This is a genomic window from Candidatus Syntrophosphaera sp. (genome assembly GCA_019429425.1).
Classification (GTDB): domain Bacteria; phylum Cloacimonadota; class Cloacimonadia; order Cloacimonadales; family Cloacimonadaceae; genus Syntrophosphaera.
In genome coordinates this window covers 1-7,399 of sequence record JAHYIU010000102.1, presented here as the reverse complement: position 1 = coordinate 7,399, position 7,399 = coordinate 1, and the positions used below count along the sequence as shown (strand labels likewise).

General features: G+C 57.6%; 5 protein-coding genes. 1 reads left to right on the top strand and 4 read right to left on the bottom strand.

The features are described 5' to 3' along the window. Nucleotides 1-551 (top strand): ATP phosphoribosyltransferase regulatory subunit (locus K0B87_08880; protein ID MBW6514852.1); only part of this gene is annotated, 551 nt, incomplete at its 5' end. Between the two features lie 1,113 nt (nucleotides 552-1,664). Here K0B87_08880 and K0B87_08875 read toward each other — a convergent pair. The 4 genes from K0B87_08875 to ppdK all read right to left on the bottom strand — a co-directional run bounded on the left by K0B87_08875 (nucleotide 1,665) and on the right by ppdK (nucleotide 7,003). Next, complete coding sequence (locus K0B87_08875; GenBank protein ID MBW6514851.1) at nucleotides 1,665-3,017, bottom strand: phosphomannomutase/phosphoglucomutase; 1,353 nt, start codon at nucleotides 3,015-3,017, stop codon at nucleotides 1,665-1,667. A gap of 11 nt (nucleotides 3,018-3,028) precedes the next feature. Further along, complete coding sequence (locus K0B87_08870) at nucleotides 3,029-3,625, bottom strand: non-canonical purine NTP pyrophosphatase (GenBank protein MBW6514850.1); 597 nt, start codon at nucleotides 3,623-3,625, stop codon at nucleotides 3,029-3,031. Between the two features lie 2 nt (nucleotides 3,626-3,627). Next, nucleotides 3,628-4,146: a DUF1232 domain-containing protein gene (locus tag K0B87_08865; GenBank protein ID MBW6514849.1), complete on the bottom strand. Its 519-nt coding sequence runs from the start codon at nucleotides 4,144-4,146 to the stop codon at nucleotides 3,628-3,630. A 136-nt stretch (nucleotides 4,147-4,282) separates the two neighbouring features. Then, entirely contained in the window at nucleotides 4,283-7,003 is a 2,721-nt protein-coding gene (gene ppdK / locus K0B87_08860; protein MBW6514848.1) for a pyruvate, phosphate dikinase, read from the bottom strand. Nucleotides 7,004-7,399 lie beyond the last annotated feature (396 nt).

Genomic DNA, 7,399 nt, shown 5'->3' with positions numbered 1-7,399 from the left:
TGCAAGCCGATCTGGAACTGATGCGGATCCCCTATGAGGTCAATCCCCGCATCGTGCGCGGACTGGATTATTACACGAATACGGCCTTCGAGATCGTCGCCGACGGCCTCGGCGCCCAGAATTCCCTCGCCGGAGGGGGGCGCTACAACGGCCTGATCGAGCAATTCGGCGGCAAAAGCATCCCCGCGATCGGCTTCGCCGGCGGTTTCGAACGCCTGCTTCTGGCGCTGGAAGAGGAGAAGGTCGACCTCGGCCCTGCCCCGCGGCCCGACGCCTGGCTCATCGTTATGGGGGAAGAGGCACGCCGGCTGGCCCTGCCATATCTGAACGCCCTTAGAGTGGCAGGGATCAACACCGGATTCGACCCCGACAAAGCCTCCTTCAAGGCCCAGCTCAAGGCCGCGGACAACAGCCAGGCCCGCTTCGCCCTCATCGTCGGGGAAGACGAGGTTTCCTCCCAAACCATCGTGCTCAAGAACCTCCAGACCGGGGCCCAGCAAAGCCTGCCACTCGAACCCTTCGCCGCCGTCATCGCCGCCCTCACTTCCTGACCGGCCCAGCCCGAAAATCTCTTGGTGTTTTGTGAACCATTGGGGGACAGTAAGTTATGGTGACCAAACCCCCAAAACACCTCAAAGCCCCAAAGGCCTGGGGCTTTGCGACCTATTGTGGCACAGTCACTTAAGTGTCAAAACCCCAAAAAAATGGTCTTTAAGACCCCCTCCGGAGATTGGGGATCCTGGCAGCAGGATATGAGGCTCTCTTTCAAATCGAGTGGGTGATTGGCGCGTCAAATCCGGATTGAACAAGCAGCGGGTTGCCGATCTTGAGAATCGGCAAAGGCAGCACGGCTGCCTTCAGAAGCGGTCAGCAGACCGCTGTGGCAAATCGGAATTTGCCACCCCTTCTCTCCCCTGATGAAAACCTGACCCACTCAGTTTGAAAGTGAGCCGGATATGATCCGGGATTCGGGGTGACCGTTCCTGTGGGGAGGAATGCAGGATATAGGTCTGGATAATATATAAAGTATATATAAAAATAATACTATATAATAATATAATACATATAACTATATGCTATATATAGATATAGATTATAGAATGTTAGTCAAACCGCTCCAAGACCGGGCGGGGGTATTAGAAGCCCATTTTTTTGCTGTTTTGACAGCTAACCCATTGTCCCACAATAGGTCGCAAAGCACCAGGCCTTTGGGGCTTTGAGGTGTTTTGGGGGTTTGGACAGCCTAACTGATTGTGGCGCAATAAGTCTCAAAACCCCAGGCCATTTTGAGCCCCTCCTTGTTTTGTGGTTTGGCGTTTGGTTCTGAGACTTTGTCCACCTTCGTTCCGCATTTTTTCTCCCTTGTCGCCCTCTTCCCTGACTCACTTGTCGCTCATTCACCTCCCCCTGAGTACCCGCCTGTTCAGCGGGTGCTTGGCGGGAGGCAGCTAAGTGGCTAACGGGCTGGATATTAGGGAGAAAGGGGTTGTTTTTTCAACCGAATGGACGGATTTCCGGATTGGACGGATGAAGAGGCGCCAGCCTCCCTTTTCCTCTTTTGCCCTCTTTCCCCTTTCATCCCTTTTTCCTCGCGCAAATAATGGAAAAGCCCGGAGCCGAAACCACGGGCTGCTCATATATCTCCGTTTTGCTGCGGTTTACATTCAGATAAATTTTTGGATCTTGCCTTCGATCAGCTCCCTGATCTCGTTCATGCGGGCTGCGGATTCGGCCTCGAAGCGGGTTACGAGCACGGGTGTTGTATTGGAGGCGCGGACCAGTCCCCAGCCGTCGGGGAAGGTGATGCGGGCTCCGTCGATGTCGTTCACGTCGTAGCCCTCGGCCTTGAATTCCGCGCAGACTTTGGCCACGATCCCGAACTTCTTGTCGTCGGCGCATTGGATGTGGAGTTCGGGGGTGTTGAACATTTTGGGCTGGTCGGCCAGATAGCTGCTGACGGGCTCCGGGGTTTGAGAAACGATCTCGATGAAGCGGCAGGCGGCGTAGGTGGCGTCATCAAAGCCCAGATAGCGATCAGCAAGGAAGACGTGGCCGCTCATTTCGCCGGCGAATTCCACCCCCAACTCCTTCATCCTCATCTTGATGTTGGCGTGGCCGGTCTTATACATGATCCCGATCCCGCCGCGCTTGCGGATGTCGTCGTAGAGGTTTTTGGAGCATTTGACGTCGGCGATGATGCTTTTTCCGGGGTTGTGCTTCAGATAATCGCGGGCGAGGATGTTCAGGATCTGGTCGCCGAAGAGCATTTTTCCCTTTTCGTCCACGACCCCGAGGCGGTCTCCGTCCCCGTCCAGACCGATGCCGAGCTCATATTCGGCTGCGACCACAGCGCCGGAAAGGTCGGCCATGTATTTTTCGATCGTGGGGTCGGGATGGTGGTTGGGGAAAGTCCCGTCGGGCTCGCAATACATTTCTATGACCTCGCAGCCGAGGCGGAGCAGGATCTGGGGCAGATAGGGTCCGCCCATGCCGTTGCCGCCGTCCACGATCACCTTTACAGGCCGCTCCAACTTGATGTTAGCGGCGATGTAATCGATATAGTCCGCGTTGATGGAATCGTCTTTGGCATAGGACCCGGCGCCGGTTTCGAATTCGCCGGCCAGGATGATCTGCAGCACCTTCTGGAGTTCCTCCGCGTAGACTGAAGCCAGGCCCAGATTGAGCTTGCAGCCGTTGTACTGGGAAGGGTTGTGGCTGGCGGTGACCATCGCGCCGCCGTCTGTTTTCAGCTTCCAGATGGCGTAGTAGAGCACGGGGGTGGCCACCAGGCCGAGGTCGATGATGTCGCAGCCGGTTTCGCGCGCGCCTTTGATGAAAGCGCTCATCAATTCGGGAGTTGAGGGGCGGGCGTCGCCTCCCAGGGCGATGGTTTTGAGGCCTTTGCGGCGCAGATAGGTGCCGAAGCCTTTTCCGATCAGGTGGTAGGATTCTTCGTTCAGGTCTTCGCCCACGATGCCGCGGATGTCGTATTGCCTGAAAACTTGTGCTTTGATCATGGTTTACCTCTTTATTGGGTTGAAATTATATCTGCCAAAACGGGCCGGATCAGGTTCAGGGACCGGGCGCGGTGGGAGTTCTCGTTCTTTTCGGGATCGCTCATTTGGGCGTAGGTCCGCTCCGAGGCTTCCGGCTGGAAGATGGAGTCGTAGCCAAAGCCATTGGCGCCGTTTTCCTCTGTGGTGATCGAGCCGGGCATGATTCCCTCTTTGATCGCGATGATGCCGTCGGGAGCCGCCAAAGCCACACAGGTGCGGAATTCCGCCCGCCGGTCGCTTTCGCCCAGGAGCAGGCGCAGGGCTTTGTCCCGGTTATCTTTGTAGCTGCAATGTTCTCCGGCAAAACGCGCCGCCTTCACTCCCGGCTCGCCGTCCAGGGCCTCGATGAAGAAGCCGGTGTCGTCCGCGAGGCAGATCAGACCTGTTTGCCGTGAGGCCTCCAAAGCCTTTTTCATGGCGTTTCCGGCGATGGTGTCCCGGTCCTCGAGGGTGGGCGGAAGCTGGGGAAAATCCAGCAGGGAAAGCAGTTCCACCTCGAGGCCGGAAAGCAGTTCAGCGATCTCGCGGACCTTGTCCGGATTGTTGGAGGCGATCAGCAGTTTGAACATGGTCAGATATGCAGCCACCTGCGGATGCGCTTCATGATGTTCTTGTCCACGAATTTGTCCGCGGTGGCGGTGATCTTCTGCATCCATTGGAGGATGTCGCCCTCGCCGCTCCAGTTGTCCTCCAAAACCTTGGGATCGGTCTCGTTGAGCAGCAGATTCAGGCCCATCACCACGAGCACGAGGTCGTCCACATGGCCGATCACGGGGATGAAATCGGGAATGATGTCCAGAGGCATCATCACATAGGCGATCACGCCGCCCAGCATGAGTTTGTGCTTGTTGGGCACACGCTTGTCCAAAGCGACGCGGCAGAGCAGGATGAAGAAATCGGGCAACAGGAACAGGTATTCTCCAACCTTGTTCGCCCGGGGCCCCATCTTGGCGTCCGTCCAGCCCTTGGCCTTGCGGCGCAGGTTCTCGTAGAATTTCAGCTTGGCCTCGTCGATGTCGACGATGCGTTCTTTGAGTTTTTCCTGCTCGTCGGCAGGGATCTCGCGTCCTTCAAAAATGTCTTCGTTCATAAACACCTCTGAATTCCATTATTTGGAAGCTTGAGAAAACAGTCAATGATTTTTTGGCAGGGGAGGGGAAAGGGAGGCCCAAAAAACGCCGGAGCGGTGAGGCCCCGGCGCTTGGTTATTCAATTATATTGCTGGTTTAGCGGACCGCTGCCATGGCCGCGGCGAGGCGGGCGATGGGAACGCGGTAGGGTGAGCAGCTCACGTAGTTCATCCCGACGCGGTGGCAGAATTCCACGGAATTGGGCTCTCCGCCGTGCTCTCCGCAGATTCCGACCTTGAGGTCGGGCCTGGTTTGGCGGCCGCGTTCGGTCCCCATTTGCACCAATTGCCCCACTCCTTCCTGGTCGAGGATCTGGAAAGGATCGTGCTTGAGCAGGTTTTTGGCGAGGTAGATGGGGAGGAAAACCCCGGCGTCGTCGCGCGAATAGCCGAAGGTCATCTGGGTGAGGTCGTTGGTGCCGAAGCTGAAGAACTCGGCTGTTTCGGCGATCTTGTCCGCTGTGAGTGCGGCGCGGGGGATCTCGATCATCGTTCCCACGAGGTATTCGACCCTGGATCCCTTTTCCGCGAAGACCTTTTCCGCGGTGGCGCGGATGATGTCTTCCTGAAGCTTGTATTCAGCCTGGGTGCCGGTGAGCGGGACCATGATCTCGGGGATGGCCTTCACGCCTTTGGCCTGGACGTTGAGGGCGGCCTCGATGATAGCCCGGGCCTGCATTTCGGTGATCTCCGGATAGGTGTTTCCCAAACGGCAGCCGCGATGGCCGAGCATGGGATTGAACTCATGCAGGGAATTGACGCGGTCCCTCACTTTTTGCAGGGGCAGGCCAAGCTCGTCGGCGATCTCCTGCTGCTGCTTTTCCTCGTGGGGCACAAACTCGTGCAGGGGCGGGTCCAAAAGGCGGACGGTGACTGGGAATCCGTCCATGGCGGTGAAGATGCCTTCGAAATCAGCGCGCTGGATGGGCAGGAGCTTGTCCAAACCCTTTCTGCGGCCGGCCTCGTCGTCCGCGAGGATCATTTCGCGCATGGCCTTGATGCGGTCGCCTTCAAAGAACATGTGTTCGGTGCGGCAGAGTCCGATGCCCTTGGCGCCGAAAGCGCGGGCCACCGTGGCGTCCTTGGGAGTGTCGGCATTGGTGCGGACGTACATGCGGGTGTGCTTTTCCGCCAGGTCCATGATGGCGCTGAAATCGCCGCTCATTTCAGGATCGACGGTATCGATCTTGCCTTCCAAAACCTGGCCGGTACTGCCGTTGAGGGAGATCCAGTCTCCTTCTTTGAGCACTTTTCCGGCCACGCTCAGGGTACGGTTCTTATAGTCAATGACGATGGATCCGGCCCCGGCCACGCAGCATTTGCCCATGCCGCGGGCCACGACGGCAGCGTGGGAGGTCATTCCGCCGCGGGCGGTGAGTATGCCTTTGGCCACGTTCATGCCGCGCAGGTCCTCAGGCGAGGTTTCGATGCGGCAGAGGATGACCTTTTTGCCCTCGGCAGCCCAGGCTTCGGCGTCGTCGGCAAAGAAGACGATCTGGCCTGTGGCGGCGCCAGGTGAGGCGGGAAGGCCCTTGGCGAGGATGGTCGCCCTGGCCAGCCCGTCCTTGGAAAATACGGGATGGAGCAGCTCGTCCAGCTTGTTCGGCTCCATGCGCAGGAGGGCTGTCTTCTCGTCGATGAGGCCCTCGCGGATCATGTCCATGGCCACTTTGACCATGGCAAAGCCTGTGCGTTTGCCGTTGCGGGTCTGCAGCATCCAGAGCTTACCTTCCTGGATGGTGAATTCGATGTCCTGCATGTCCTTGGCGTGGCGTTCCAGCTTGTTTTGGGTGGCAAAAAGTTCCTGGTAGACCTCGGGCATGGCTTCTTCCAGGGATGGGTATCTGGCGGCGCGCTCCTCTTCGGAAACTCCGGCCAACGCGGCCCAGCGCTGGGATCCGGTCTTAGTGATCTGCTGCGGCGTGCGGATGCCTGCCACCACGTCTTCGCCCTGTGCGTTGATCAGATATTCGCCGTTGAACAGGTTTTCGCCGGTGGCGGCGTCACGCGTGAAGGCAACCCCGGTGGCGCTGGTTTTGCCCATATTGCCGAAAACCATGGCCTGGACGTTGACGGCGGTGCCCCAATCATCCGGGATGCCGTGCAGCTGGCGGTAAAACACCGCGCGGTCGTTATTCCAACTGTTGAACACGGCGAAGACCGAGCCCCAAAGCTGTTCCCAGGGATCATCGGGAAAATCGTGGCCGGTGTTGTCTTTCACGGCTTTCTTGAAGCGGGCCACCAATTCCTTGAGGTCATTGGCGTTTAGATCCAGGTCGTCTCTGACGCCCCTTTCCTTCTTCATTGCGTGGATGATCACCTCAAAGGGATCTTCCTCTTCCTTGCTGACGGGCTTGAGGCCCAGCACCACGTCGCCGTACATTTGCACGAAGCGGCGATAGCTGTCCCAGGCAAAGCGTTCGTTTCCGGTTTTCTTGATGATACCCTGGATGGCGACATCGTTCATGCCCAGGTTCAGGATGGTGTCCATCATGCCCGGCATCGAGGCGCGGGCGCCGCTGCGGACCGAGACCAGCAGGGGATTTTCGTTCGAGCCGAACTGCATGTTGGTCAGTTCTTCGATATGCTTGACCGCCACTTTCATCTCGTCGATGAGAAGTTCGCGCATTTTGTCCTCACCGTGTTGGGTGAATTCGATGCAGGCTTCGGTGGTGATCGTGAATCCCGGGGGGACGGGCACGCCGATGAGATTCATCTCAGCGAGATTGGCGCCCTTGCCGCCCAGGAGGTTTTTAAGCTCGGCCTTACCTTCGGCGCTTCCGTTGCCGAACAGGTAAACACGTTTAATTTCAGGCATTTATCCTCCATAATGGAATTATTTTCTTGTCTTTAACCAACATTTTCAAGAGAGATTTTTGTCAATAGCAAATTGGCGGAGGGCGAATCGTCATGAGGAAAGGGAATGCTCATTTTTGCTTTGCTGAGGATGTTCTTTCACCGTTTCCGATGGCTCCAGCCCTTCGCCCTTTCTGCGTGAGAGGGACATCCGGCAGACCAATACGGGACCACCAGCCATTTATGGCTGTTGGCTTGCCAATGCCCGGCCTGCGGATGGCCTAAAGCAAGGAGGGCAGGATGGGGGAGGCTCAATCGAGCCGGATCAGCCTGCTGTTCAGAGTGATCTGTCCGCTTTGGAGCCGAAACAGGTAGATGCCCGGCGAGACTTTCCTGCCCCTGGAGTCCATGCCAGTCC

Excerpts from the sequence above, each read along its gene's own strand:
- K0B87_08875 (MBW6514851.1), bottom strand. The coding sequence starts at position 3,017 with ATGATCAAAGCACAAGTTTTCAGGCAATACGACATCCGCGGCATCGTG.
- K0B87_08870 (MBW6514850.1), bottom strand. The coding sequence starts at position 3,625 with ATGTTCAAACTGCTGATCGCCTCCAACAATCCGGACAAGGTCCGCGAG.
- K0B87_08865 (MBW6514849.1), bottom strand. The coding sequence starts at position 4,146 with ATGAACGAAGACATTTTTGAAGGACGCGAGATCCCTGCCGACGAGCAG.
- ppdK (MBW6514848.1), bottom strand. The coding sequence starts at position 7,003 with ATGCCTGAAATTAAACGTGTTTACCTGTTCGGCAACGGAAGCGCCGAA.